Raw genomic sequence first — 493 nt, 5'->3', positions numbered from 1 at the left:
CGGCGCGAAACGCTCGCCGTCCTCGCGGCCCTGGGCCAGCGAGTAGATCAGCACGCACAGGATCACGACCGACGACACGGTCAGCATGAGCGCCGACAGCCGGTCGGCGACGAGGTTGATGCCGACGGGCGCCGCCCAGTCGCCGATCTCGACGACCACGGGCCCGGCGTCGGCGAGCACGAGCAGCGCGGCCGCGACCACGGCGACGAGCGTCAGGGTCACGAGCGACACGACGCGCTGCACGCGCGGTCGACGGTAGAGCGCGAGGGTCAGTCCCGCGCCCGACAGCGGCAGCACGACGGGCAGCGGGACGAGCCAGCTCCAGTCGGTCATCGGCCCTCCTCCCCGTCGGTCGTGGTCGTGCTCGGGCGCGCGGCGCGGCCCGGGTGGTCGGGCGCCGGTTCGGCGTGCACGTCCTCGAAGGCGAGGCCCTCGTCCATCTCGTCGCGCGTGGTCGCGGCCTCCTCGTCGAGCGTCTCGCCGCCCGACTCGG

General features: G+C 74.6%; 1 pseudogene. It reads right to left on the bottom strand.

The features are described from left to right. Window positions 1–333: pseudogene (locus G3I71_RS46880) on the bottom strand (Na+/H+ antiporter subunit D); the annotation flags it as partial. Window positions 334–493: the final 160 nt, after the last annotated feature.

This window comes from Streptomyces sp. SID12501, assembly GCF_010550245.1.
In the GTDB taxonomy this organism is placed as follows: domain Bacteria; phylum Actinomycetota; class Actinomycetes; order Streptomycetales; family Streptomycetaceae; genus Streptomyces.
The sequence above is the reverse complement of the archived record's forward strand: the minus strand, read 5'-3'. Positions and strand labels throughout refer to the sequence as shown.